This window comes from Flavobacterium proteolyticum (genome assembly GCF_015223105.1).
Taxonomy (GTDB): domain Bacteria; phylum Bacteroidota; class Bacteroidia; order Flavobacteriales; family Flavobacteriaceae; genus Flavobacterium; species Flavobacterium proteolyticum.
Map to the genome: position 1 here is coordinate 46,683 of NZ_JADFTZ010000003.1, position 25,728 is coordinate 72,410.

Sequence of the window (25,728 nt, forward strand, 5' to 3'; positions counted from 1 at the left end):
TTATTTTTATTACTTTTGAGCAAAATTTAATTGTTCCAGTATCATGAACTTTGAAAGAAAAGATTTATCGAATTCGCAACTACTTGATTTATACAAGAAAATCTTAAAACCACGTTTAATTGAAGAGAAAATGTTGATTCTAATCCGTCAAGGAAAAGTATCGAAATGGTTCTCAGGAATTGGACAAGAAGCTATTTCTGTGGGGATAACTTCGGTTTTGGATAAAGATGAATATATTTTACCAATGCACCGTAATTTAGGAGTGTTTACCACTCGCGATATTCCGTTGCACCGTTTGTTTTCGCAATGGCAAGGTAAGAAAAACGGATTTACTAAAGGTCGTGATAGAAGTTTCCACTTTGGAACGCAAGAATACAAGATTATTGGAATGATTTCGCATTTGGGTCCACAATTAGGGATTGCTGACGGAATCGCTTTAGCCAATAAACTAAGAAAAAACGGAAAAGTTACTGCTGTATTTACAGGTGAAGGCGCTACTTCGGAAGGCGATTTTCATGAAGCGTTGAATATTGCAGCTGTTTGGGAATTACCGGTTTTATTCGTAATTGAAAATAATGGTTACGGATTATCAACTCCTACAAACGAGCAATACCGTTGTGAAAACCTTGCTGATAAAGGTGTTGGTTACGGAATGGAAAGCCACGTTGTAGACGGAAATAACTTATTAGAAGTGGTTCATTTGATTTCGGAATTAAAAGCTTCTATGGTTGAAAATCCTCGTCCTGTGTTATTGGAGTTCAAGACATTCAGAATGCGTGGTCATGAAGAGGCGAGTGGTACGAAATACGTTCCTCAAGAATTAATGGACATGTGGGCGGTGAAAGACCCAGTAGAAAATTATAGAAATTACTTAAAAGCTACAGCAGTTTTATCAGAGGAAGAAGATGAAGCGATTCGTGCTGAAATTAAGAAAGAAATTGATACGGACTGGGCAAAAGTGCAAGAAGAACCAGAAATTGTAGCTTCTTTAGAAGAAGAATTAGGTGATGTTTACAAGCCTTATACTTTCGAAGAATTCAATCCTTCTTCGGAAGTAGAAAATATCCGTGTGATTGATGCGATTTCGAATGGTTTACGTCAGTCGATGGAACGCCATGAAAATTTAGTTATCATGGGACAAGATATCGCCGAATATGGTGGTGCTTTCAAAATTACGGACGGATTTGTAGCGCAATTTGGAAAAGAAAGAGTTAGAAATACACCAATCTGTGAAAGTGCTGTCGTTTCAGCAGCTAACGGATTATCTATAAACGGATTTAAGGCGGTGATGGAAATGCAATTTGCGGATTTCGTTTCTACTGGTTTTAATCCAATTGTGAACTTATTAGCGAAGCAACATTACAGATGGCAAGAAAAGTCGGATGTAGTGGTGCGTATGCCTTGTGGCGGTGGAACTCAAGCAGGACCTTTCCATTCACAAACTAACGAAGCTTGGTTTACCAAAACACCAGGATTAAAAGTAGTGTATCCAGCATTTCCTTATGACGCAAAAGGATTATTAAATACCGCAATTAACGACCCAAATCCAGTATTATTTTTTGAGCACAAACAATTGTATAGAAGTGTATATCAAGATGTACCAAAAGATTACTACACATTACCTTTCGGAAAAGCGTCATTGATTAAAGAAGGAACAGATGTTACGATTATTTCGTTTGGAGCTGGAGTTCATTGGGCTTTAGAAACTTTAGCTAAAAATCCAGAAATTAAAGCGGATTTATTAGATTTAAGAACGTTACAACCAATGGATTGGGATGCAATTTACGCTTCAGTTAAGAAAACGAATAAAGTAATCATTTTACAAGAAGACACATTATTTGGTGGAGTTGCCAGCGATATTTCAGCCATGATTATGGAAAACTGTTTCGAATATTTAGATGCTCCAGTAAGAAGAGTTGGAAGTTTAGAATCGGCTATTCCATTCATGAAAACGTTAGAAGATCAATATTTGCCAAAAGGTAGATTTGAAAAAGAATTAAAAGAATTATTAATTTATTAATTCATTATATTATAAATTATTTAAAAGACACTTTCGGGTGTCTTTTTTTGTTTGGGTTGCATACATTATCCATACTTTATCTATACTCTATCTATGGAGTATGTACGGAGTATCTACCTAGTATCTATTTAAAATCATTTAACCACTTTTGATAGCTTTTGATAGGTTTTGACACTTTTTGATAGCTTGTGATAGGTTAGGTCTGATTTTATAGGGGTTTTGTTCGTAGTTTGTTCGAACATTGTTCGAACGAGCTACGTAAAAAGGGGTGTTTGTACGAACAATGTAGGAAGAAATGTAGAAGAATATACAAAAAAGTATTTATAGTTAAGTTTTTAGTTTATTGAAAACTCAATTATAAATCGTTGTATGTACTTACGATTTGTAGTTCGGTTTTTGGTATATTTGTGTTAATCATAAAAATAAAATGAAACAACTTTTTACATTATTATTTCTAATTACTTTTTCAAATTTAACTGCTCAAAAGATTGATTTAACTGCAATTAATTCAATTGATGATGCAGAAAAATATAAAGAAATAAATACTGATAGATTTACAATTATAGATTATATCGCAACAACTAAGGACAGTTTAAATTATTATAAAAATCAATTAAGCGAAAAGAGTAAAACTGAAAACATTAAGGTTTTAGAAGTCAAACCTATTGTTGCGATGAAGGTAAATTATATTTTCTTTTATGGCAAAACCCTTCCAAAAAAAGAAATTGATTTAAAACGTAAAGAAATTTTGGATTTATATGATAAAGGTGTCTCTTCTGATGAATTAGTTGCAAAATACACTATGGATCATAATAGTAAACCTGGAGGAAACTTTGGTTGGATTGATGATATAAATGTTGAACCAACATTTAGAGAAGCCGTAAAAAAACATAAAAAAGGAGATGTCTTTTTAGTTGATACGCCAGAACTGAATTGGTATTATGTTGTATTCAAGTTATATGATGATGTTGAAAAAGTAGCGATATATTATATAAAAGTACTTTAATTCTAAATATATTTGCCCCAGAAATGAAAACACAAAAGAAACATATTAGTCTAAATTTATATCGCTCAGCGATAGATTTTCCTATGGAAATTAATGGACGTTGAATGTGTTTTTATGAAGAATAGTTATTGTTTTTAGTAAAATTATACCAAAACATAAGAAACGTCCTTTGCAAAAAGGGCGTTTTTTTTGTTTTATGAATGATTGAAAATAGGGTTTTAGATGCTGAAATCGAAGATTCAACGAAGTTAATCGAGTTCAGCATGACAGAAATAGAAAAAAGTAAAAAAATGTTTCATGAATAAACGAGATAGTAAAAAATAAAGGTAAATGTGTAACCAAATGAGAGCGGAATTATATTAAAAAAAATATTATTTTTTTAATATAACAATACAAACAGTTGCTAAAAAAAACATATCTTGTTGAACCAATAAAAACTTAGTGTATTGAATATGAACCTCACTATTTCAGTCAAACAATTAGGAAAAAAGCATCCTATAATTCAGGATAATGTTATAGTTTTAACTACTACATCCACAGTAATTACAGTAATACAATTATTAGAATTGGTTGTTGCGCAACAAGTAGATCAATTTTCAAAATCGTCTTTTGAAGTTGATGATGAAGATAAAACCCATTTACCTAGAGATCATTATTTACCTATTCTTTTAGATTCGGGAAAAATGAGCTTTGGTGCTATTTACAATCATAACCTTCCAGATTTAAGAAAGGCCCAAGAAACAGCTATTCAGGCATTTGAAGATGGAATGTTTGCTGTTTTTTATGGTGATGATGCTCTGGAAACATTAGAACAAACAATAGATTTAAAAGATAACAAAACATTAACATTTATACGATTAACTTTTTTAACAGGAAGTTATTGGTAAATCGAATGGAACAAAGCTCAAAATATTATGTCATTGGAAAACATTTTAGCCGCAAAAAAAATTAAAAATCCTGTAAAGGAATATAAGAAGGAATTAAAAGAAATTGTTGAAGGAAATATACTAATGAAGTTATTTTCTAAATCTAAGCTCAAAAAAGAGGTAGCAGAATTAGGTTTGGCACTATTAAAATTAGATCATAGTTATTCAGGAACTTATGTTTCCTTGGGTTCTGAAAAGCTGATTTTTTTTAGTAAACATTTAAGTCAAAATGTTTGGGACAATAAGAACTACTATGAACTTTTGGTATATTTTTATGGTGCTGAGCAAGCTCCATATGTTAAACTCGCTTGGAGTAAACTGCCTTATCAAATGTACCAAACAGGTTATGATAGGAGATCCTTTAGAGCGCCAAATAATCATCGTGAGCTTTTGGTAAGTCAGGTAAATTTACTTCGTTCATTAATTGAAGCGCCACATATTTATAATTATGCAGAATCTACTTATTACAATTTAACGCTTTTAGAACAAGTACGTTATGATAATGATGTAACCAATAATACCAACCAATTTAAAATATGGTCTGCTGCTTTGGATGCTGGTAATTCCCAAGTTTACCAATTAATGGAGGACATTATTTTTAATAAAGATGCAGTTGGAAAGGTATCAAGAGGGATCATCAAAGCCTTGTTGAACAGTGACAAAAAAGAATGTTGGGAATTAGTAGAAAAGTTACTTCTTGCTGCTCAACGTCAAGAAGGATTACGCCAAACCATTTTAGAATCTTTAGATGAAACTAGTATCGGTGCTTTAATTCATATGATTAATGTTTTGGTCACTAATAAACTTACTCGATTTTCATCTGTTGTTCGTGCAATTGATACTTGGACAGGTTTAGGATGGGAATCAGAGAAAGAAACCACAGTACGTAATATTATCCAATTGGCTAATGGTTATTTAACAAATCCAGAAACAATAGCCATTGCTGTACAGAGTAAAAACAATACTGAAGTTTATATGGCACTTTGGGCACAAGGTGTTTTAGATATAGAAAAAACAGTTCCATATTTAAAAGATTTAATAGAAAACGGTTCTATAGAAAAGAAATGTTTGGCGCTAAAGTTTGCTGGTGAAACAAATGATCCTTATATCGAAATGCCATTGTACTATAAAGCTTTAGAAGCTGATAATCTTCAAGTTTTAGCATTTGCTCAACATAGAATGGAAGCCTTATTAGATGCTAATTCAAAATCTAAATTTTTTATTGATAACTTAGATTATCCCAACTTTTTCAATAAAGTATACGAATTAACCCAAAAAATAAATGAAAAAGAAAAAACTTTTGAAGGAAAAGTATTTTCTTGGTTAACAGTTAAGTTTCAAAAAGATGTTTTGTATTCTTGTGCTATCCATTTAATGGGATCTAATAAAACACACTTCAATCTTATTTTGAAAGATTTTGAAAACTTGTCTTTACCTATTAGAGAAAAACTAACAAGAGAAGTTTTAGGTGATTTTTATTGTTATTCCTACTACTATATAAATGAAAATAAAGCTCAAAAATTACCAACAACAGAACAACGAGATTTTGCACTTCGCATTTTAAAAGATAGAGGAGAAGCCATTGTATCTTCGGCACTTTGTACTTTGAAAAAAGTAGTTTTAAGTTCTGTCGAATTAGATTTTTTTCAGCAATTATTTAAAAGGAAGAATTCTACTCTAAAGAAGCACCTTATTACAATTTTATTGCAACAAAAAGATTCTGTTATAGAAGATTTTATTTATAGTTTAATTGAAAATGGAGACATCGAACAACGCTTATCTGCTTTAGATGTCATATTACAGCTTCAAAAAAACAATAAGTTAACTTCAAAAATAAAATCATGGGTTACCTTATATGCAGAACGTCCAAAATTATCTGAGAAAGAAAGTAAATTTATAGATCAAATTTTGCCATCAAGCGCAAAAGAACAATTATCTGAAGCAAATGGTTATGGCTTTTATGACCCAACTCGTATTTCACCTTATTCTTTGCCAAAAATTGAAGCCAATTCGATTTATTTACAATTAACAAAAAAAGAATCTTATGGTTTTTCTCAACCACTTTCAAAAATTAAAAAGGAGATTGAACGATTAACTCAGTTATATAAATCACATGTAAATTATGAATATGTTACGGAAAACTGGAATGGAAGTAAAGAAACGGTCCTTTTAGGTAACGACTTTTCTACATTTAATCGTAAAACTGATGCTATGACAGCAGAACAGCGATTTAAAAATTATCCTCTACATGATGTTTGGCAGGAATGGATGGAAACTTCAGGTTTAACAGGTAGCGATTTATTTCTTTTAACTTTTACTGTTGAATGTGATAAAAAGGAATTTAGAACTGTTCTTAAACCTTTTGTGTTCTATCATATAGATGTTATTCAAAACCCTAACAAAAATGGTTATTATTGGAACAATCCAATTGTTAGTATATTAGAATGTTTACGTTTTAAATATCCATTTGAAGAAGAAAACGCTTTTATTATTGACGCTTGTTCCTATTTGTATTCGAATTTACCTAAATCGATACTAAACTACAAATTTGTTCCTAAAAAAGGAGATTTCTATTATAATCGTGAAGGAAATGGTTGGCAATCAGAAGGAGATTTTGATGTGTACTTAAAAGCTATCAATGATTATGATGCACTTACTACAGACGAGAAAGCAAAAATGTGGCAGTTGTATCGTTGGAGACAATTTTCGGGTTTAAAAGAGAATGAGAAATATAGTATGCCACCTTTACATTTATATTGTGAGGCATATAAACAAAATATGATTACTCAAAATGAAATCTATGAAGCTATATTAAATGCAGATAATCTAAGATTAATTACGGATAAGAAAAATCGTCGTGGTCATTATAAAAACTGTAATACAGAGGATTTGTTAAAAAAATATGAGTTTTTACAACCTATGATAGATCATGTTCGTGATGTATGTTTAAATATTGAATTAAAAAGAGGCGATTCTAATACTGCAGTAACACAGTTTGTAACAAGTTTTCAAAGGATATATGGTATATACCGTTTTGTTGATTTGTTACAAGGATTAGGTAAAAATAATTTACATAAAGGATATATCTATTATTGGAGTAATGAAGATTTGTCGAAATATAGATTGTTTAGTTCTTTGATTAAATCTTGTTTTCCTAAAGATACAGAAACTTATGCAGATTTTGAAGCTGCAATAAAAGATAAAAATTTTACAGAAGAGCGTTTAATACAAGCTGCAATCTATGCTCCACAATGGCAGAAATTTATTAGTCAGTATTTAGATTGGAAAGGATTAGATGAAGGAATTTGGTGGTTGCACGCACATACTAAAACACCAAGTTATAGTGAAATAAATTCTGAATTAGAGAGTGAAATTGCGAAGTATTCAGCCGTTGATATTCAAGATTTTAAAGATGGAGCGGTTGATAAAGATTGGTTTTTATCAGCCTATAAAAAACTTGGTAAGGCCAAATGGGAACTTTTATATGACGCAGCAAAATATGTTTCAGAAGGAAACGGTCATAGAAGAGCAAGATTATATGCAGATGCTTTAACAGGTGATTTAAAAATTAGAGAAGTAACTGCTAAAGTAAAAGACAAAAGAGATCAGGATTATTTGCGAGTATATGGTTTAGTTCCGTTAAGTAAAACAAGTCCTGATAAAGACGTTTTAAATAGATATGAATATTTACAACAGTTCAAGAAAGAAAGTAAAGAGTTTGGTTCTATGAAGCAAACAAGTGAAGCTTTAGCTGTTGTAGTTGCTTTGGAAAATTTAGCAAGAAATACTGGCTATCCTGATCCCGTAAGATTAACCTGGGCTATGGAGACCAAGCAAGTTCAGAGTATTTTGTCAAAAGATACTCAATTTACGATTGAAGATACAACTATTGGTCTTACCATCGATAAAGAAGGAAAATCAGATGTAGTAGCTTTGAAAGATGGTAAAGAATTAAAAGCTATTCCTGCTAAATTTAAGAAGAATCCTGATGTTTTAGAATTGAATAAACACAGAAAAGTACTACGCGAACAGTGGACTCGTTCTAAAAAAGGGTTAGAAGAGGCAATGATACGTGGTGATGTATTTTTATACTCTGAAATTATAAATTTATTAGAGCATCCAGTAATTGCAAAACATCTAGAAAAACTGGTTTTTATTTCAAATGAGGATAAAATCGGATTTTTTATAGATGGAAAATTGACTTCGGCTAAAGGAGAAGTATTTGTAGTTAATGATGATACGACTTTCCGAATAGCTCATTGTTATGATTTACATAAGAATAATGTATGGACTGATTTTCAAAGCTATTGTTTTGATAACAAATTAAAACAACCTTTCAAACAAATTTTTAGAGAACTATATGTTCCAACACCAGACGAGTTGAAGGAGAAATCAATTTCTCGTCGATATGCTGGTCATCAAGTACATCCAAAGCAAACTTTGGCATTATTAAAAACTAGAGGTTGGAAAGTTGATTATGAAGAAGGGCTTCAAAAAGTATTTCATAAAGAAGGATATCAGGTCAAATTATATGCGATGGCTGATTGGTTTTCACCGGCAGATGTTGAGAGCCCAACTCTTGAAACAATTGAGTTTCACTCTTTAAAAGATTATAAAAACATTCCTTTTGAAGCTGTTAACCCAAGGCTGTTTTCTGAAGTAATGCGAGACATTGATTTAGTTGTAAGTGTGGCTCATGTTGGTGGAGTAGACCCAGAAGCAAGTCATTCATCAATTGAAATGAGAAGTGTATTATTGCGAGAAACTTTACGATTATTCAAAGTGAAAAATGTTGAAATTATTGAAAATCACGCATTAATAGAAGGAACAATTGCTAAATATAGCGTTCACTTAGGTAGTGCTATTGTGCATCAAGTTCCAGGTAAGTATTTATCAATTTTACCAGTTCAATCTCAGCATAGAGGTAGATTATTTTTACCATTTGCAGATGATGATCCTAAATCAGCAGAAGTAATGTCTAAAGTTTTAATGTTAGCAAAAGACAATGAAATTCAAGACCCAACAGTACTGAGTCAAATTGATAGAAAATAAATAAAAATGTAGTTTTTTAAAAAAATCCCTACATTTGCCCCAGAAATGAAAACACAAAAGCAACATATCAGTCTAAATTTATATCGCTCAGCGATAGATTTTCCTATGGAAATTAATGGACGTTGTATGTGTTTTTATGAAGAATAGTTATTGTTTTTAGTAAAATTACACCAAAATATACGAAACGTCCTTTGCAAAAAGGGCGTTTTTTTTTGTTTGAAATAATAGAAAAAGCACTTCGACAAGCTCAATGTGACAAAAAAGAATAAATAAAATAAAAAAAAATAAAAAAATGTTTCATGATTAAACGAAATAGTAAAAAATAAGGGTAAATGCGTAACCAAATGAGAGACAGTCATTTGAAAAATCCGAAGTATCTGTTGGAAAACGGACAGGATTTGTATTGTCTAAATTTAAGCATAACTGTCTGAAAATCAATAAAATAATTTTAAAAAAGATTTGGAAGTTACTTTTTTTTGACTTTATCTTTGCCACAGAAAATTAGAAGTAAGAATTTAGAATTCAAAAATCAGAATTGATTTTAAAAACAAATAAAAATGAGAACACGATATAATAACATTCAAAAACTAAATATTACAACCCTGATAGATTGTTTTAATCCTTCACGTAATGTAGCTCCGAAATATGATTTTGGATGTAAGAATAAACAGGTGCATACTAATAGGCATTTGGGATAGTAGTATTCCATTGTTATGATATGAAGCACCTTTTACGAGGTGCTTTTTTTATGTCCATAAATACTGATTCTGTAGCTCAAGGGTAGAGCAGTGAGCTGTTAACTCAAAGGCTGTAAGTTCGAATCTTACCAGAATCGCAACTGATTTTGTAGCTCAATTGGAAAGAGTATTTGCCTACGAAGGAAAGGGTTGAAGGTTCGAGTCCTTCCAAAATCACACGAGTTCTTTAGAAAGGAACAAGGCTTATTAGGGTTACTGGCTAACCTTCCCGACTGTCTCTCGGGAGAAACGGGTTCGATCCCCGTATAAGCCGCAATAAACTAATCTTTTGATTAGTTACATCTGGGAAGATAACGATTGGTTGTTTACCTGCTTTGGATGCAGGAGGTTACAGGTTCGAGTCCTGTTTCCCAGACAAAATGGAAGTACGTCAAAGTAGGAGAGTTGAGCTTGTCTGTAAAACAAGTGCTTCATGCTGAGTAGGTTCGAATCCTACTACTTCCACAAAATTAATTTGTGATGTAATTGGTTAGCATAAGAGATTTTGATTCTCTCTGTTCAGGTTCGAGTCCTGACAAATTAACTTAGCAGGAATGGCGAAACTGGTAGACGCGTCAGATTTAGAATCTGAATTTTGAGAGTTCGATTCTCTCTTCCTGTACTATTGGAACAGTGGTGTACATGGTGTTGCACGTTAGTCTGAAGAACTAAAGGTATTTGTTCGATTCAAATCTGTTCCACAAGTTTTTTTACTACGCAGAATAATTGCGCAGTAGGTTTTGAATCTTTGTTCAGCAATAAAGAAGTTCATAAATATAATGTGATTTAGCTACGCTGAACTGAAGTTTCTCCTTACGTCGAAATGACAATATGGAGTTTAAAAATATCAAGCAAGTCTTGTTGGGTGTTTCTGTATGGCACTATTGCAGTATTCGTTTCGCAATTGCGGATGATGTTGTACTGTTCAACTTGGCTTGGAGGTTTTGGTGGTTTTCCAAAAAATCATCTCACTCTATGGGTCACGGGTTCGATTCCCGTACATACTTCGGGTATGTTAGTTCAGTCTGGTTAGAACAATAGATTAATTTTCGTAGGTTCGAATCCTACACACATTTTAGGTATGTGTTTGACAGTGGCGTCACTTACAGACTCAAAATCTGTTTGACAGAGTAGCATAGCTCTTTAAAAGAATGTACCATAAGAAAATCTTCGGACTTGGTCGGTTTTGGCTCGACTTGTTCGTAAAGAAATACTTAGGAAAAGACCTGAAAAAGGCTTCGTATTTCTAACCGTTCTTTTGCTTTTGTATTTGCTTGTTGTTCGCTACGGCTAACTTCAAAATAGAATAGAAACCCATTAGAATGCTTTTGATTACTAACTTTTTTCCGTTTTGGACTTTGGATTAAGTATCGAAGGTTTTCTTTTTAAAATGAATGTTTAATGATAACTATATAAATTATGATCAACAGAATTACAATTCAGGCATACCAAGTAGGTTTGGTATTTGAAAAAGGAAAATTAATTAGAGTATTAGAAGCCGGTTCTTATTGGATTTTTGGCAATAAACAAGTTCATATATATGAAATGAAGCAATCTTTTGTTGCACCAATAGAATTAACCATTTTATTGCAAAATGAAAAATTAGCTTCCATGTTAGAAGTAATCGAAATTGCCGATAATGAAATTGCTTTAAACTACGTAAACGGTATGTTTAAAGAGGTATTAACTTCGGGTAGATATGCATTTTGGAAAGGTTATTTAGATAATACCTTTACAAAAATTGATTTGTCTAAAGTAGAAATTACAGAAGAGGTTCCGGTGGCTTTGTTGGAAAACATCAAAGTACGAGCGTACACCAGAAAATTAAAAGTATTGAACTTTGAAAAAGGTTTGTTGTTTGTAAACGGTGCTTTTGTAAAAGAATTGACCGCTGGAAACTACTATTTCTGGAACAATGCCATTCCAATTGAGGTTAAAAACGTAGATATTCGTCAACAACAAATGGAAATTGCAGGTCAAGAATTATTGACAAAAGATAAAGCAACCTTGCGGATTAACTTCTTTGTTCGTTACCAAGTAATTGACACGGTTAAAGCTTTGGTAAACAACAAAGAATATGACAAACAGTTGTATGTGTTGATGCAATTGGCTTTACGCGCTTTAGTTGGTAGCTACACATTAGATGAGTTGTTGAACAAAAAAGACACAATTTCAAAAGAAATTTTGGAAAACATTTTGGATAAAATCAATGCCTTAGGTTTAAGTGTTGCTGATGCTGGAATTAGAGATGTTATTTTGCCTGGTGATATGAAAGAAATCATGAATCAGGTATTGGTAGCGGAGAAAAAAGCACAAGCCAACAGTATTATGAGACGGGAAGAAACAGCTGCGATGCGTAGCATGTTGAATACCGCTAAATTAATGGAAGAAAACGAAATGTTGTGGAAATTAAAAGAGATGGAATACGTAGAAAAAATCGCAGATCGAATTGGGGAAATCACCATTTCAGGAAGTGGTAACGTAATCAGTCAATTGAAAGACATTTTCGTTAAATAATTAAAACCTCGGAATTCATTTTTCGAGGTTTTAAAAACTAAGAGAAATGAAAGAAGATAATAATAATGATATGATAATGACGTTGATAAAAGTTGCTATCATGTTTATAAAAATCGCAATGGTGTTGAGCCAATTGAATTGAAAATAAAAGAAGCTACATCGTTTCATACCAACTAAACTTGGAATGAATAATGGCTTCTTTTTCTTTTTTTAAATAATCCAAATAGGCTAGGGCAGCAGGGTTGTGGTTTTTGCCTTTTACCCAAATCAAGCTCCAATCGGTTTTAATGGGTAATCCTTTTAATGGAATAATTTGTAAGTCTTTGTTTTGTATTTCTTTACGAATCCCAATTAAAGGCATAATTGAACATCCTAAGCCGGCTAAAATAGCTTGTTTTATGGCTTCATTTGAAGTTAATTCCATTCTTTTGCTAATCTTCAAATCTTGTTGTACAATGAAACGCTCCATAGTTTGGCGAGTTCCTGAACCACTTTCTCTAAATAATAAAGGTCGATTTTCTAAAATATCTTCGATTTTCTTTTTCTTAGTGAAATCTTCTTCCATATTCCCAACTAAAAACAACTTATTTTGCATTAAATTGATTTTTTCAACTTTCATTTTTTCTGGAAGAATCGAAACTAATGCGAAATCTACTTCATTGTTTTGCAAACTTTTCACCACTTTATTTTTATTGGTCACATCCATCTCTAATTCTACACCAGGATGCATTTTTAGAAACTCTGCCAAGAAATAAGGCATTACATATTTTCCCGTAGACACAACCGAAATTTTTATTTTCCCAAAAAGCTGTCCTTTGTAGGCTAGTGTTTTATAATCAATGGTGCTGACTTGTTGCAATATTTGTTCGGCTGCTTCGGCAATTTCTTTACCAAAATCGGTTACATAAATCTTTCTTCCTACCACTTCTGTTAGTGGAATTTCAAATTGATCTTGAAAATTTTTTAATTGAATAGACACTGCAGGTTGGGTCAAATGTAATTCTTCGGAAGCTTTTGTAACGCTTTGATTTTGAACTACCTTAAGAAATATTCGTAACTGGTTAAGTGTATAATTCATAAAAATATTTTATATAATACATAGCAAATATAAATAAAAATATATGAATTAAAGTACAGAGATTTGCATAAAAATAATCAAAACATGAGAAAAGTTACGATTGCTAAAGGAGACGGAATTGGTCCAGAAATCATGGAAGCGGTTCTAAAGATTATTAAAAAATCCAATACTCCAATTGATTTTGAGGAAATTGAAATCGGAGAAAAAGTGTATTTGTCAGGTAATACTTCAGGTATTTCAGATGCCTCATGGGATGTCATTCGAAAAAACAAAGTATTACTAAAAGCACCTATTACAACTCCACAAGGAGGTGGATACAAAAGCTTGAATGTTACCATGCGAAAAGCGTTAGGTTTATTTGCTAACATCCGCCCTTGTGTATCGTTACATCCTTTTGTAGCTACTAACTTCCCTAAATTGGATGTGGTAATTGTTCGTGAAAATGAAGAAGATTTATATGCAGGAATTGAGCACCAACAAACTGATGAAGTAGTACAATGTTTAAAATTGATTAGTCGCCCAGGTTGCGAAAAAATCATTCGTTATGCCTTTGAATATGCTCAAAACTACGGCCGCAAAAAAGTGACTTGTTTCAGTAAAGACAACATCATGAAGCAAACGGACGGTTTATTCCATCAAGTTTTCAAGGAAATTGCTATGGAATATCCAAATATCGAAGCGAATCACATGATTATCGATATCGGAACGGCATATTTAGCGGATCATCCAGAGAAATTTGATGTGATTGTAACTTCGAATTTGTATGGTGATATTATTTCGGATGTAGCGGCACAAATTGCGGGTTCAGTAGGATTAGCGGGTTCTGTAAATATTGGGAATGAATGTTCTATGTTTGAAGCAATTCATGGTTCGGCACCCGACATTGCCGGACAAAATATTGCCAATCCATCAGGTTTATTACAAGCTGCTATTGCAATGTTATATCATTTGGGTTATGCTACTGAAGCTACTCGAATTCAAAATGCTTGGTTAAAAACGTTAGAAGACGGAATTCACACAGCAGATATTTATAATGATTCGTTGAGTAAGCAATTAGTAGGAACTTCTGAATTTGCTGATGCAGTAATTGCTAATTTTGATAAGGTACCAAATATCTTAAAAGCGGATACGCCTCCAAAAAATTCAGTAATTCAATTACCAGAATATAAAAGAAAAGAAGCGTCTCAAAAAGATTTATTGGGTGTAGATTTATTTGTGCATTGGAGTGGAGTAGATGCTAATATCTTAGCTGAAAAGCTAAAAGCATTGACAACTGAAAGTATGGATTTAGTTATGATTTCTAACCGAGGTGTGAAAGTTTGGCCAAACGGATTTTCAGAAACGTTTTGTACGGATCATTGGAGATGCCGATTCCAGTCAAACCAACCACTTGAAAAGAATGTTATTGTAACCTTACTAGGTGAAGCAATTGATTTAGGAATCGATGTTATAAAAACAGAAAATCTGTATCAATTCAATGGAGTGAAAGCATATTCCATGGGACAAGGTCAATAATTCAAGGGCAATGAAAAAAATAACGATACAACTCGTTTTGATTTTGTGTGTGATAATCGAATCTGTTCTCATTTTTAAAATGATGGCAGCACCTGACATCATCTACCAGGAACTTTATGCTGGATTAGCTATCTTGTTACTATTAGCTATAATTCGTTTAATAAATAATTTAACAGACATTACCTATGGAAACCCTGAAGAAAATTAATTTGATTAATGGCGAATTTGATTCGTTTGAAGCTCGAGAAATCTTAATGGATATGTGTAACAAAAATATCAATTTTAATAAGGTTCAAAACTTTAGTTCGCAAATTCGTTTTGGTGAAGATGATGAAAAAGCCCTCGATAGAATTGATCAATTAAGGGAAAGTGTAGCTCATATTTCTGAAATATTAGAAGAGGCAAAAGCTCATAACAAAAGACTTAAAATAAAAACGTTCATCGAAATCGAGTATGAAGACTAAACCTGATTTTTTTTCTGGACGTCGTTTACTTATTGTGACAAAACATGAAAAGGAAGCTATTATTGCTCCTTTACTTGAAGAAGCACTTGGAGTAACTTGTTTTGTAGCAAAAGAATTTGACACCGATAGTTTAGGTACATTTTCGGGAGAAATAGCTCGAAAGGATGATGCTCTAACTACACTAAGAAAAAAATGTTGGGAAGGAATGCAAGCAGAAGGCTTTGATTTGGCAGTAGCAACTGAAGGTTCGTTTGGGAATCATCCCACCGTGTTTTTTGCACCTGCAAATGACGAATTAATCATGCTGGTAGATAAAAAACATAATCTCGAAATTGTAGACCGCGTTTTAAGTATGGAAACCAATTTTGATAGTTCGGAAATTCATACCCGAGACGAATTAAAAGCTTTTTTAGACAAAGTTCAATTTCCTTCACACGGAGTTATTTTGAAAGATGCTGAAGAAAATTGGAGTAAAATTTATAAAGGCATTACCGATTATGATTCGGTTGAAACCAAATTTGATGAAATAGTTGCTTCTAGTAATTCGTGTTTCATAGAAACGGACATGCGTGCTATGTACAATCCAACCCGAATGAAGATTATAAATGATGTTAGTTTTAGGTTAATTAACAAATTGCACTCGGTTTGTCCCGAATGTCTTTATCCTGGTTTTGGCGTGGTTGGTGCCGAAGCCGGTTTGTTATGTAGTAGTTGTTCAATGCCAACACGCTCTACATCAGCGCATATTTATCAATGTCAACATTGTAATTACAAATCGAGAGTTTTATATCCAAACGGAAAGAAAACGGAAGATCCAATGTATTGCGATTTTTGTAACCCATAAAAAATGATTAGTAAAGATATTAATTTAGCAGTTCAGCATCTTAATTCAAATGGCATCATAGGTTTTCCAACCGAAACCGTTTACGGATTGGCAGGAAACGCATTTGAAACCGAAGCCATTCATAAAATATTTGAAGTAAAAAAGCGTCCAACTTTTAATCCCTTAATCGTTCACATTAAGGGAATTAAAGATTTAGAACAGGTTGCGCAAGAAATTCCTCCAATGGCTTATGAATTAGCAACTGCTTTTTGGCCAGGTCCTTTAACATTCATCTTAAAAAAACAACCTCATATTCCAAATTTGGTAACTGCCAATCAAGATACAGTAGCGGTTCGTGTACCAAATCATCCTGTAGCTTTGGAGCTTTTAAGACATTTAGATTTTCCTTTGGTAGCTCCAAGTGCGAATCCTTTTACGAGCATAAGTCCAACAAGCGCCGAACATGTTGAAAATTACTTTGGAAATCAAATTAATATGGTTTTAGATGGTGGAGAATGTACAGCAGGAATAGAATCTACGATTATTGGATTTGACAATAATAGAGTAGTGGTATATCGTTTGGGCGCATTAGCCTTGGAAGAAATTGAAAAAGTTTCAGGAAGTGTTACCTTATTAAACAAGAAAGAAAAGCAACCGATTGCACCTGGAATGTTACTTAAGCATTATTCTCCAAAAACGAATTTTATACTTACGAGAAATGTTCATCAAGAGCTAGAATGGTATTCAGACAAGAAAGTAGGATTATTACTTTTTAATTCATTTTTACCAGAATTTAATAGCAACAATCAAATCGTTCTGTCGGAGGAAAGTGATTTAAAACTTGCAGCTTCCAGATTATACCATGCGATGCATCAATTGGATAAAATGAATTTGGATTTAATAATTGCCGAACGTTTGCCTGAATATGGCTTGGGCGTTTCAATGAATGATAGATTAGAACGCGCTTCAAAAAAATAACACAACAATTAAAAATTAAAAAATGGATTTAAATTTATTATTAGAAAACCTGACGAACCCTGCTTTACTTTACTTTATTTTAGGAATTATTGCTGTGTATTTGAAAAGCGATTTAGAAATACCCAATAATTCCTCAAAATTCATATCACTTTATTTACTTTTTGCTATTGGATTTAAAGGGGGACAAGAGTTATCGCATGAAACCATAAATAGCGAAGTTATTTGGTCGATGTTGTTTGGAATTTCTATTGCTATAATAATTCCACTTTATACTTTCTTTATCTTAAAACGTAAATTAAATGTATATGATGCGGGAGCCATTGCAGCTGCTTATGGTTCCATTAGTGCTGTAACGTTTGTGACGGCAGTTTCTTATTTAGAATCACATCAATTGTCACTTCATGGCTATATGGTTGCTATTATGGCGCTTATGGAATCACCTGCGATAATTATTGGTTTGGTTTTAATTTCGCTTTTTAATAAAGAAAAAACACAAAAAATTAATAAACTAGAGATTCTAGGGCATTCATTTACCAATGGAAGTGTTCTTTTGATATTAGGTAGTTTGGTCATAGGATTTTTAGCCAATGCAAAACAGGCGCAAGGAATTCAACCTTTTACAAATGATTTATTCAAAGGGTTTTTAGCCATTTTCTTATTGGACATGGGTATTACGAGTGGTAAAAAATTGAAATCTTTCTTTGCTCATGGCTGGTTTCCGTTTGCATTTGCTTTACTGATTCCATTAGTAAACGGTAGTGTTTTTGCTTGGTTAAGTGGTTTTGTTACTAACGATATTTCAAATCGATTTATCTTTTCTATACTTGCGGCAAGTGCATCTTATATCGCAGTTCCGGCAGCTATGAAAATAACGGTTCCAAAAGCTAATCCAGGGTTATTTTTGCCAATGGCATTAGCGATAACGTTTCCTGTAAATATTACTATTGGAATGCCGATATACTTTTACATTGTGCAACATTTTTAAATTTTAATTGAATTGATTTTGACACATTTAGATAAAATTGAAGTTATAAAGTGAATGTAAGATTTTTTTTATTCGTTCGAAAATTGTAAATTCGATAAACTTTAAACTAAATTTTATGAACTCAGAAAACAATGTAGTGGTTTCTTATGCAACTGATGCAGATAGAGCTACCTTTTTTAAGAAGACGTATAGTCATGTTGCCTACGCAATTTTAGCATTTATGCTAGTAGAATCAATTTTATTACGAATTGTTCCTATGGAATGGATTTTAATGATGATGGGCGGAAAATTCGTATGGTTATTTATTTTAGGATTATTTTGGTTGGGTTCTACTTTATCAGACCGATTGGTTTTTCATCCAGATAGAGACAAACAATATTTAGGCTTAGGTTTATATGTGTTACTAGAAGCTATTATCTTCTTACCAATGATTGCCTTTGCTGTTTTATACTCTGGTGGTGAAATGATTATGCAAGCTGCTTTAATTACCTTATTTATGTTTTCAGGATTAACCGCAGTAGTTTTTATGACAAAAACAGACTTTTCTTTCTTAAGAACAGCCATTACAATTGGTGGTTTTGTAGCTTTAGGAGTTATCGTTGTAGGAGCTATTTTCGGATTTAATTTAGGATTATGGTTTTCAGTTGGAATGGTGGTATTAGCTTCGGCAAGTATTTTATACCAAACGAGTCAAATTAAAGACCAATTTAGTATAGATCAATACGTAGGTGCTTCATTACAATTGTTTGCTTCGATTATGTTATTGTTCTGGTATATTTTAAGAATTTTAATGAGCAGAAAATAATTGATTTTCAATTTATATGTAAAACCCTGAGATACTAAATTTCAGGGTTTTTCGTTTTTATTCTTTATGAACATCTTTAAATTGAAGCATTTCAAATAATCGTTGTTCTTTTTCATTGTCAAATCCACAAGTAGATTTAAATTCTTTTGGATTTTCATAAGTTCCAAAAAGCATGTCCCACCAAACAATATCACCATAATTATTCGTGTGTTTATCGTATTCATGGTGAATTCTGTGCATTTCTGGGCGTTGAAAAATATACCCAACCCATTGCGGTGTTTTGACATTAGTATGATAAAAGAATTCACCTAAAGCTGTAAATAGCGTATAAACAGCCCCCGCTTCAACATCCAATCCTAAAGTAGTAAATACTAATAGACTTCCAATAATTGAATTCACAGTCATTTCCAGTGGATGCTTATAAAATGAAGTAATAACTTCTAAACGTTGTGGACTATGATGAATTTGGTGAAAATGCGTCCATAAAAAATCGATTTTATGTCTCCATCTGTGCCACCAATAAAAGATAAATGTTGCAATAAAATAGGCGATAAGTCCACCTAAAAATGGATTTACATGATTTGAAAGATGAAATAAAGAATATTGGGAAAGCCAAATTTCCCAAGTATAGCCCGCTAATGTCACAACGCCTAATTGAATAAAGTTAACTGCTAAAACTCTAATTGTCCACGTAGGAACTTCTGGTAATTTCCAACCTGGAATTAATCGCTCTAATAAAAAGCAAGCTCCAAAAACGATGAAGATGATGGTAAGTGTCATAGTAATTCTTTTAATTGATTTCTAAACCAAAATTACTATCCACTAAAGATACAATTGATGCACCTAAGTTAATAAATGCGTTTTCGGATGCGGCTTAACGATTGAGGTTTTACTCCAACATAGGAAGCAATTAAATATTGAGGAATTCGCTGGGTCAAATCCTTGTAATGTTCTAAAAAATAGCGATAACGATCTTCTGGATTATAACGATGAACCGTCAACAATTGATTCACCATGATAATAAATCGATGTTCGATAATGATTCTTCCTAATAAATTGGCATTTTTAGAAACTTTATATAGTTCTTGCAACTTATCATAATCAATAACTAAAAACTCACAATCCTCTAATGCTTGAATATTTTGAATAGATTGTTCTTTAGCAATAAAACTTCCATAATCTGCAATAAATTCGCCTTCTTTGGTAAATTCTAAAGTGGCTTCTTCGTCATTTTTAAAAACGTAATAACGTACTAATCCTTTACACAAAAAACCAAGTTTAGTACAAACTTCGGTAGCTTGTAAAAAATATTCATTCTTTTCCAATTTGTAAGGTTTGAAAGCATCTAAGAACAATTGTTCTTCATGGGCTTCTAAATTGGTAATCTGCTTTAATGTTTGTAAAAGAATATCGGAACTTTGCATAAAGTCTTTTTAATTAAATTGAGAAATACTTTTTCAGTTATTTTCTCGTTTCATAAAAGTATGAAAAAGTTTATAATTATTCTTGCGATTCTATTTTTTAGTTGCCAATCCAATGAAACCCAAAAGTTAACCGTTGGTATTCAGCCTTATGGTATATTTCCAGAAGATAAAACGGATACTATAGCTAAAACAATTGCTGATTTTTATCAGATTAAAACTGTTATACTTCCAGCAAAAGAATTGTATAAAGAAGCTTTTATCGAAGTTAAGACTCCAAGATATCGCGCAGATAAAATGATTAATTTGCAGAAAAAGAATAAAGTAGATTCTTTAGATTTTGTATTGGGATTAACTTCTAAAGATATTTCGGTTACCAAAAAAAATAAATGGGGAAAAGTAAAAACTCCAACCTACAAATATGCCGATTGGGGAATTATGGGTTTGGCCTATTGTCCTGGAAATAGTTGTATTGTTTCTACTTTTCGCATTCAACATCCCAATCCAAAAACACATTTTACTCGATTTAAAAAAGTTGCGGTTCATGAATTTGGACATAATTTAGGATTACCTCATTGTCCTGATAAAACTTGCGTTATGACAGATGCTGTGGAAAGCGTTAAAACTATTGATAATGCGAAATTGGAGTTGTGTGGGAAATGTAAAGCGCAATTGAATTAGTTCTTTTTATTATTAATCAAAATAAATATTAGAATAATAATTGGGATTGAAAATGCGAATTTCATCGAAAAAGTTTTTAGTAATAAAATTGAAACCAATCCTATGACTAAAAACCCTACGACGTGTAAAAGACCCTTTTTTAAGTTTTTTTCATAATAACCATCAACCAAATAAAAAAGTAAAGGTATAATTGTTATTAATGAAAGTAAACTCATATCAATTTATTAATATTTTCCACTCAATAATTCACCACCAATAGCTGATTTTGCTTCGATTCCTAATTTTTTCATCATTTCATACGTAGTACAAACAGCTGCAGAAGTTACCGGAATGCCACATTCAGCTTGAATCAAATCGATAGCTTCTAACGATGGCATTTGTACACAAGCGGAAGCTACTAAAACGTCGACATTAGTTAAATCTAATTGTTTGTAGATTTCCAATAAATTCATCGGGTTTTGAGCCGCTACTTCTAAATTATCGGGAATTTCCAGTGCAATGCTTTCTTTTACTTTTATGCCTTGATGTTCGATATAATCTACCACTTTATCTGTTAAAGGACGCATGTAAGGCGTAATAATAGAAATTTGTTTCGCACCTAAAACTTTCAAACCATTAATCAAAGCACCAGCCGAAGTTACAATAGGAGTAGGGAAGTCATTCGCCACCGTTTCTTGATGTAAATTTACTTCCGAAACGCAATGATAACCACGTCCCATGCTCATAATGGCTACCAAACACGCATAACCCATTACGTCTACATGTGCATCAGACAATTCTTGAGCACATTTTAAGCTCATTTTATCCATAGCTTCCAATTCTTCTTTCGTTACTTTTTTCATGCGCATTCTACTGCTGTGAAAAGTAAAGCGTTCTGGTAAAATAGTTTCTCTAGAACGGAAGATTGCTGGTATTTCGGTTTCCATCGTTACGTTTGAGGATGGAACTATTTGGCCTATTCTGTATTTCATTTGTAGTGTGTCTTTTTGGAACACAGATTGAAAAAATTCAAATAATTTTAAAAATTTCTTAGATTTTTCTAATCCGTGTTTCTTATAATTATATTTCTTTAACTGTGTTAACTATTGTACCAATTCCTTCCACAGTAGCTTCCACAACATCTCCATCATACATCCATTCTTGTGGATTGCGACCTGCGCCAACGCCTGCTGGGGTTCCTGTTGCGATGATGTCGCCTGCTTCTAAAGTGAAAACGGTACTTAAATCTTCAATCAAATCGTTGATGTTAAAAAGCATGAATTTGGTATTTGAATTTTGTTTTTCAACACCATTTACTTTCAACGATAAATTCAAGTTGTGTGGATTTTCGATTTCGTCTTTAGTAACGATAACTGGTCCCATTGGTGCAAAAGTATCTTGTCCTTTGGAAACAATCCATTGTCCTTCTCTACGACAATCACGTGCTGAAATATCGTTAATAACCGTATATCCAAACACATAATCTAATGCTTCAGATTTAGGAACGTATTTACCTTTCTTTGAGATAATTACTGCTAATTCACATTCCCAATCCAATTGCGAAGTTAGCTTCGTGTTTTTAATGATTTCAGTATTTGTTGCTGTTACCGTTGTTGGTGGCTTTGAAAAGATAATTGGTTTGCTAGGAAGCTTTCCAGTTGTATCTAATGTACGAGCACTTTCCGCTACATGTTCGGTGTAATTCAAACCAATTCCAATGATGTTTTTTCTTGGTTTTTCGATAGGAGCCAAAATCGTTAATTCATCCATTTCATAAGCGATTTCTTCGAAAAAATTCTCAGGTGTTTCGGCAATCATTTCTGTGATTTCTGGAATAATTTCAAATCCCATATCGATTAATTCCAACATATCATTGGGTAACGGGAAATTGGAAACATCTCCAAAATCTTGCATATCGATTACTTGGTTGTTATGAATGAAGCCTAAACGTGGCTCGGTGTCTTGTGTTTTGTATGTAAGTAGTTTCATATTCTTTATTTAAACGCAAAGAGCGCTAAGTTTTACGCAAAGTTCGCAAAGTTTTAATTGTTATTGATTTTTGTCCCGAAATTTCGGGATTGATATTGTTATTGAATTTCTTGGTGTCCTTTGTTTTCTGTTAATTCTCTTCCTTGGAATAATCCTAAACTTTCAATCACCGGTAAATCATTAAAATTGAATAAGCAAGCATCTTCTGTTTCGGAAAGATTGTGATGTTCGTGCCAAGCCCAACTCGGAACACAGAAAATATCGCGTTCTTTCCAATCGAAACGTTTTCCGTTGATTATGGTGTAACCTTTTCCTTTGGCGCATTGGTACACAAATGAACCTGTATGCTTGTGGGCTTTTCCTTTGAATCCCGCGGGTAATAATTGCATCGCTGCTCCCATAGTTTGCATTACGTGTCCACCAGTTAATGGATTTGAATATTGCATAAAAATTCCATCAAACGGATTGATTTCATTCACTTTTTGAGCTTCTAATAAGGCTGGATATACGTTTTTCCAAGAATATTTGAATAGAGGAGAATACGGTTTATCCCAAGTTTTATCTGCTGGAATCAATCCTGCACAACCATAAGTAATAGGCGAGAAGTTTAATGGTTTTACCAATTCTTGCTTGCCATCATAAACCGCATAATCATTCGCTTCTAAAGCATTAACTAATGGAATATCTAAACCATCTTGCCAAATACACGTTTTTCCGCCTTCTTCAACACCATGTTCGTGCCAAGTAGAATTTGGTGTAATGACAAAATCATTCACCTCTAACATGATTTTATTCCCATCTACAACCGTATATCCTTTTTCGCCTTCCATAATAAAACGTAGGGCAGAAGCACGATGACGATGCGCCGAAGTACTTTCTCCAGGACGTGTAACTTGAATTCCAGTATATAACCAACCCACAGCAGCAGAAACGTCTTTTCGTTTATCATTTACCAAATAAACAACACGTCTTCCAGCTTGTTCAGGAGTTACTAATTCGGATGATTTTAGTACTAAATCACGTAAATCGTCATATTTCCATAACATTGGAACAGAGGAAGATCGTGGTTCCCAAGGTTCTATGTCATTGGCAACTGTCCACAATGCACCAGCACCAAGCGTTTCTAATTCTTTATAGTACGCTATTAATTCGGGAGAGTCTTGAACTCGAGCTCTTCCGTAAACGTCGTCTGAATAGTTATTTTCTTCCATAATCTTATGTTTTAAATTGATGACTTCGAGAGCCTCAGTCACCAATTATTTATCTTTTATTAAACTCCTCGTGATTATCAATAAACGTAATTTTTCTTGTAGGCGCAGTGTTTACTCGTAAATCGAAAATATCAAATCGATTGTAATGTCCTAAAATATCGTGCATTTGCTTTGGTTGAATACATTTTGCTAAATCAATTTCGGCATATACCATTCCTTCTTCATCGATTAATGGTTGCCCAATAACAGCTCCATTGGGACCAATAAATCCAGAGAAAGCAGAACTTTTTCTATCCAATAATTCATCTACATTCGGGACATCAGCTCGTAAAGCGTCTTTTATTTCTTGCGAAACAGTCGAACAAGAAACAATTGTAAATAATTTTCCTTCAAACGAATGTGCAGCGGCACGAATTTTAATTGCTTCTGCCATATCGTAATCAGGTGGCGCTACTGGAAGTGAAATGTAATTCGCAATATGAATTAATTCACCTTGAGAAAGTAGCGTAAAACGCGCTAATGTATTCGTGTTTTCACCACAAGCAAGTGTTCCGATTGGACCAATTTCTGTATTGTAGACTTTTAAAGAAGAACCATCGCCAGAAGACCAGGTTAGTTTTTCGGCCCATGTTGGGACTAACTTTCTGTGTTTTCCAATAATTACGCTTTTGTTATCAATGATTAAATTGGTATTGTAAATTTCGCCATAACTTTTACCTCGCTCGTTGATTCCTATTACGATATGAATGTCGTTGTCTTTCGCAGCTAAACAAAGTTTTTTGATTTCTGGACCTGCAACGTCAACCGAATTTTTATATAATTCTTCATACCATTTACTACCTTGAACAGGTGTCATAATCCAATTCCAATAGGGATATCCAGCGATAAAAACCTCCGGAAAAGCGATTAATTTAGCTCCGTTATTACTAGCTTCTTTAATGAATGAAATAGCTTTATCCACTGTTTTTTCTACATTTAGAAATACAGGTGACGTCTGAACGGTTGCGGCTTTGAATTTTTTGAATTCCATTTGTGAATTGTTTTTTTTGGAACACAGATTGTAGAAATTTTTAAAATTTAAATAATTTCTCTAATCTGTGTTCCTAGTTTTATAATTCGTATTGCTTTATTTTATTCTTCATTTCTTCTGTGAAAGGTTCGGCTTTAATGCCATTTCTTTCTGGATTGAACGCTACGTTTACCAATGTAACTTCGCCTTCTAAAACGGTGTTTTCTGATTCATTTACAAACTGAAATCCACAAAGTATGGATGAGTTTTTTAATTCTTTTACCCAAAGCTTTTTAGTTAAGATTTCACCTAATCTAGCAGCATTTTTGAATTGAATTTTTAAATCAACTGTTGGAATGCCATTTGTTTCGTGCATTTTTGAAAAAGGACGATCTAAGGCTTCTTCAAACCAATCTTCTACTAAACAATTTAGCATTTCCAAAAATCGGGGATAGAAGACAATTCCAGCATAATCAACATGTTGAAAACGTACTTTTTCTTGTTTTATGAATTCACTCATTATATATGTCTT

At 32.9% G+C, this 25,728-nt stretch carries 20 protein-coding genes and 7 tRNA genes; 19 read left to right on the top strand and 8 right to left on the bottom strand.

The features are described 5' to 3' along the window. Positions 1 to 43: 43 nt before the first annotated feature. The 12 genes from IM755_RS07800 to IM755_RS07855 all read left to right on the top strand — a co-directional run bounded on the left by IM755_RS07800 (position 44) and on the right by IM755_RS07855 (position 12,258). Complete coding sequence (locus tag IM755_RS07800) at positions 44 to 2,020, top strand: alpha-ketoacid dehydrogenase subunit alpha/beta (RefSeq protein ID WP_194095497.1); 1,977 nt, start codon at positions 44 to 46, stop codon at positions 2,018 to 2,020. A 427-nt stretch (positions 2,021 to 2,447) separates the two neighbouring features. Further along, positions 2,448 to 3,026, top strand: coding sequence for a peptidylprolyl isomerase (locus tag IM755_RS07805; protein WP_194095500.1), 579 nt, complete (start codon positions 2,448 to 2,450; stop codon positions 3,024 to 3,026). Between the two features lie 452 nt (positions 3,027 to 3,478). After that, positions 3,479 to 3,913: a hypothetical protein gene (locus IM755_RS07810; protein WP_194095502.1), complete on the top strand. Its 435-nt coding sequence runs from the start codon at positions 3,479 to 3,481 to the stop codon at positions 3,911 to 3,913. A 33-nt stretch (positions 3,914 to 3,946) separates the two neighbouring features. Continuing rightward, positions 3,947 to 9,004 carry a DUF4132 domain-containing protein gene (locus IM755_RS07815; protein ID WP_194095504.1) on the top strand — a complete coding sequence of 1,686 codons (5,058 nt, stop codon included), beginning with the start codon at positions 3,947 to 3,949 and terminating at the stop codon, positions 9,002 to 9,004. Between the two features lie 763 nt (positions 9,005 to 9,767). Next, positions 9,768 to 9,839: transfer RNA gene (locus IM755_RS07820), tRNA-Asn, on the top strand. A 5-nt stretch (positions 9,840 to 9,844) separates the two neighbouring features. Further along, a tRNA-Arg gene (locus IM755_RS07825) sits at positions 9,845 to 9,918 on the top strand. 126 nt (positions 9,919 to 10,044) lie between these two features. Next, positions 10,045 to 10,117 (top strand) — tRNA-Pro (locus IM755_RS07830). A 6-nt stretch (positions 10,118 to 10,123) separates the two neighbouring features. Then, positions 10,124 to 10,206, top strand: a tRNA-Tyr gene (locus IM755_RS07835). An 83-nt stretch (positions 10,207 to 10,289) separates the two neighbouring features. Continuing rightward, a tRNA-Leu gene (locus tag IM755_RS07840) sits at positions 10,290 to 10,363 on the top strand. A 5-nt stretch (positions 10,364 to 10,368) separates the two neighbouring features. Continuing rightward, a tRNA-Phe gene (locus IM755_RS07845) sits at positions 10,369 to 10,442 on the top strand. 308 nt (positions 10,443 to 10,750) lie between these two features. Next, a tRNA-OTHER gene (locus tag IM755_RS07850) sits at positions 10,751 to 10,817 on the top strand. A 343-nt stretch (positions 10,818 to 11,160) separates the two neighbouring features. Next, entirely contained in the window at positions 11,161 to 12,258 is a 1,098-nt protein-coding gene (locus tag IM755_RS07855; RefSeq protein ID WP_194095506.1) for a slipin family protein, read from the top strand. Between the two features lie 154 nt (positions 12,259 to 12,412). On the opposite strand, the gene IM755_RS07860 is transcribed toward IM755_RS07855, so the two are convergent. Further along, positions 12,413 to 13,336, bottom strand: coding sequence for a LysR family transcriptional regulator (locus IM755_RS07860; RefSeq protein ID WP_194095508.1), 924 nt, complete (start codon positions 13,334 to 13,336; stop codon positions 12,413 to 12,415). Positions 13,337 to 13,420: 84 nt separating this feature from the next. Here IM755_RS07860 and IM755_RS07865 point away from each other — a divergent pair, with 84 nt between their 5' ends. From IM755_RS07865 to IM755_RS07890, 6 genes are all read left to right on the top strand, one after another. Further along, positions 13,421 to 14,851, top strand: a complete 1,431-nt coding sequence (locus IM755_RS07865) for an NADP-dependent isocitrate dehydrogenase (protein WP_194095510.1) — start codon at positions 13,421 to 13,423, stop codon at positions 14,849 to 14,851. Positions 14,852 to 15,036: 185 nt separating this feature from the next. Next, the gene (locus IM755_RS07870) at positions 15,037 to 15,315 is read left to right on the top strand and encodes a hypothetical protein (RefSeq protein ID WP_194095512.1); all 279 of its coding nucleotides are present in this window, start codon (positions 15,037 to 15,039) and stop codon (positions 15,313 to 15,315) included. After that, positions 15,305 to 16,159: a DUF6671 family protein gene (locus tag IM755_RS07875; protein ID WP_194095514.1), complete on the top strand. Its 855-nt coding sequence runs from the start codon at positions 15,305 to 15,307 to the stop codon at positions 16,157 to 16,159. Before IM755_RS07870 ends, IM755_RS07875 begins: the two co-directional genes overlap by 11 nt. Before the next feature lie 3 nt (positions 16,160 to 16,162). Further along, positions 16,163 to 17,116, top strand: a complete 954-nt coding sequence (locus IM755_RS07880) for an L-threonylcarbamoyladenylate synthase (protein ID WP_194095524.1) — start codon at positions 16,163 to 16,165, stop codon at positions 17,114 to 17,116. A 22-nt stretch (positions 17,117 to 17,138) separates the two neighbouring features. Beyond that, positions 17,139 to 18,101 carry a sodium-dependent bicarbonate transport family permease gene (locus IM755_RS07885; protein WP_194095526.1) on the top strand — a complete coding sequence of 321 codons (963 nt, stop codon included), beginning with the start codon at positions 17,139 to 17,141 and terminating at the stop codon, positions 18,099 to 18,101. Positions 18,102 to 18,216: 115 nt separating this feature from the next. Continuing rightward, positions 18,217 to 18,906, top strand: a complete 690-nt coding sequence (locus tag IM755_RS07890) for a Bax inhibitor-1/YccA family protein (RefSeq protein ID WP_194095529.1) — start codon at positions 18,217 to 18,219, stop codon at positions 18,904 to 18,906. 57 nt (positions 18,907 to 18,963) lie between these two features. On the opposite strand, the gene IM755_RS07895 is transcribed toward IM755_RS07890, so the two are convergent. Both IM755_RS07895 and IM755_RS07900 read right to left on the bottom strand, forming a co-directional pair. Further along, entirely contained in the window at positions 18,964 to 19,686 is a 723-nt protein-coding gene (locus IM755_RS07895) for a sterol desaturase family protein (RefSeq protein WP_194095531.1), read from the bottom strand. Positions 19,687 to 19,754: 68 nt separating this feature from the next. Then, a complete protein-coding gene (locus IM755_RS07900; RefSeq protein ID WP_194095533.1) occupies positions 19,755 to 20,330 on the bottom strand; it encodes a Crp/Fnr family transcriptional regulator in 576 nt (191 codons plus the stop codon). Positions 20,331 to 20,390: 60 nt separating this feature from the next. Between IM755_RS07900 and IM755_RS07905 the strand changes: the two genes are divergently transcribed. Further along, entirely contained in the window at positions 20,391 to 21,008 is a 618-nt protein-coding gene (locus IM755_RS07905) for a matrixin family metalloprotease (protein WP_194095535.1), read from the top strand. 224 nt (positions 21,009 to 21,232) lie between these two features. Here the strand turns inward: IM755_RS07905 and IM755_RS07910 are convergent, their stop codons facing one another. The 5 genes from IM755_RS07910 to IM755_RS07930 all read right to left on the bottom strand — a co-directional run bounded on the left by IM755_RS07910 (position 21,233) and on the right by IM755_RS07930 (position 25,716). Beyond that, positions 21,233 to 21,979 carry a maleate cis-trans isomerase family protein gene (locus IM755_RS07910; RefSeq protein ID WP_317172440.1) on the bottom strand — a complete coding sequence of 249 codons (747 nt, stop codon included), beginning with the start codon at positions 21,977 to 21,979 and terminating at the stop codon, positions 21,233 to 21,235. 88 nt (positions 21,980 to 22,067) lie between these two features. Then, entirely contained in the window at positions 22,068 to 22,976 is a 909-nt protein-coding gene (locus IM755_RS07915; RefSeq protein WP_194095537.1) for a fumarylacetoacetate hydrolase family protein, read from the bottom strand. A gap of 98 nt (positions 22,977 to 23,074) precedes the next feature. Then, on the bottom strand, positions 23,075 to 24,187 hold the full coding sequence (locus IM755_RS07920) for a cupin domain-containing protein (RefSeq protein ID WP_194095539.1): 1,113 nt from the start codon (positions 24,185 to 24,187) through the stop codon (positions 23,075 to 23,077). Between the two features lie 49 nt (positions 24,188 to 24,236). Next, positions 24,237 to 25,217 (bottom strand): carbon-nitrogen hydrolase family protein, encoded by a 981-nt coding sequence (locus tag IM755_RS07925; protein WP_194095541.1) that lies wholly within the window; start codon positions 25,215 to 25,217, stop codon positions 24,237 to 24,239. Positions 25,218 to 25,296: 79 nt separating this feature from the next. Next, entirely contained in the window at positions 25,297 to 25,716 is a 420-nt protein-coding gene (locus IM755_RS07930) for an acyl-CoA thioesterase (protein WP_194095543.1), read from the bottom strand. Between the last annotated feature and the right edge of the window lie 12 nt (positions 25,717 to 25,728).

Excerpts from the sequence above, each read along its gene's own strand:
- IM755_RS07800 (WP_194095497.1), top strand. The coding sequence starts at position 44 with ATGAACTTTGAAAGAAAAGATTTATCGAATTCGCAACTACTTGATTTA.
- IM755_RS07805 (WP_194095500.1), top strand. The coding sequence starts at position 2,448 with ATGAAACAACTTTTTACATTATTATTTCTAATTACTTTTTCAAATTTA.
- IM755_RS07810 (WP_194095502.1), top strand. The coding sequence starts at position 3,479 with ATGAACCTCACTATTTCAGTCAAACAATTAGGAAAAAAGCATCCTATA.
- IM755_RS07855 (WP_194095506.1), top strand. The coding sequence starts at position 11,161 with ATGATCAACAGAATTACAATTCAGGCATACCAAGTAGGTTTGGTATTT.
- IM755_RS07860 (WP_194095508.1), bottom strand. The coding sequence starts at position 13,336 with ATGAATTATACACTTAACCAGTTACGAATATTTCTTAAGGTAGTTCAA.
- IM755_RS07865 (WP_194095510.1), top strand. The coding sequence starts at position 13,421 with ATGAGAAAAGTTACGATTGCTAAAGGAGACGGAATTGGTCCAGAAATC.
- IM755_RS07870 (WP_194095512.1), top strand. The coding sequence starts at position 15,037 with ATGGAAACCCTGAAGAAAATTAATTTGATTAATGGCGAATTTGATTCG.
- IM755_RS07875 (WP_194095514.1), top strand. The coding sequence starts at position 15,305 with ATGAAGACTAAACCTGATTTTTTTTCTGGACGTCGTTTACTTATTGTG.
- IM755_RS07880 (WP_194095524.1), top strand. The coding sequence starts at position 16,163 with ATGATTAGTAAAGATATTAATTTAGCAGTTCAGCATCTTAATTCAAAT.
- IM755_RS07885 (WP_194095526.1), top strand. The coding sequence starts at position 17,139 with ATGGATTTAAATTTATTATTAGAAAACCTGACGAACCCTGCTTTACTT.
- IM755_RS07890 (WP_194095529.1), top strand. The coding sequence starts at position 18,217 with ATGAACTCAGAAAACAATGTAGTGGTTTCTTATGCAACTGATGCAGAT.
- IM755_RS07895 (WP_194095531.1), bottom strand. The coding sequence starts at position 19,686 with ATGACACTTACCATCATCTTCATCGTTTTTGGAGCTTGCTTTTTATTA.
- IM755_RS07900 (WP_194095533.1), bottom strand. The coding sequence starts at position 20,330 with ATGCAAAGTTCCGATATTCTTTTACAAACATTAAAGCAGATTACCAAT.
- IM755_RS07905 (WP_194095535.1), top strand. The coding sequence starts at position 20,391 with ATGAAAAAGTTTATAATTATTCTTGCGATTCTATTTTTTAGTTGCCAA.
- IM755_RS07910 (WP_317172440.1), bottom strand. The coding sequence starts at position 21,979 with ATGAAATACAGAATAGGCCAAATAGTTCCATCCTCAAACGTAACGATG.
- IM755_RS07915 (WP_194095537.1), bottom strand. The coding sequence starts at position 22,976 with ATGAAACTACTTACATACAAAACACAAGACACCGAGCCACGTTTAGGC.
- IM755_RS07920 (WP_194095539.1), bottom strand. The coding sequence starts at position 24,187 with ATGGAAGAAAATAACTATTCAGACGACGTTTACGGAAGAGCTCGAGTT.
- IM755_RS07925 (WP_194095541.1), bottom strand. The coding sequence starts at position 25,217 with ATGGAATTCAAAAAATTCAAAGCCGCAACCGTTCAGACGTCACCTGTA.
- IM755_RS07930 (WP_194095543.1), bottom strand. The coding sequence starts at position 25,716 with ATGAGTGAATTCATAAAACAAGAAAAAGTACGTTTTCAACATGTTGAT.